Origin of the sequence: Pseudomonas sp. ESBL9 (assembly GCF_036668715.1) — a bacterium.
GTDB classification, from domain to species: domain Bacteria; phylum Pseudomonadota; class Gammaproteobacteria; order Pseudomonadales; family Pseudomonadaceae; genus Aquipseudomonas; species Aquipseudomonas lundensis.
The window spans coordinates 1-246 of the sequence record NZ_JAZEVV010000046.1; the positions used below are offsets into that span (position 1 = coordinate 1).

Sequence of the window (246 nt, forward strand, 5' to 3'; positions counted from 1 at the left end):
AACCAATACTAATTGCCCGTGAGGCTTGACCATATAACACCCAAGCAATTTGCGTCGAAAGGCCAGATTGCGGTGTGTGAAGACGATACAAACCGAAAGTTTGCACCTCACAAAACACCACTCTATTACATACCCATTCGCTGGAACGTTGACCGTAAGGTAAACGCACCGGCTACCGAATTTCTTGACGACCATAGAGCATTGGAACCACCTGATCCCATCCCGAACTCAGCAGTGAAACGATGC

The 246-nt window shown here is 48.0% G+C and carries 1 rRNA gene; it reads left to right on the forward strand.

What is annotated here, in order from left to right:
* Window positions 1-183: 183 nt before the first annotated feature.
* Window positions 184-246 (forward strand): 5S ribosomal RNA (gene rrf, locus V6F78_RS22590); the annotation flags it as partial.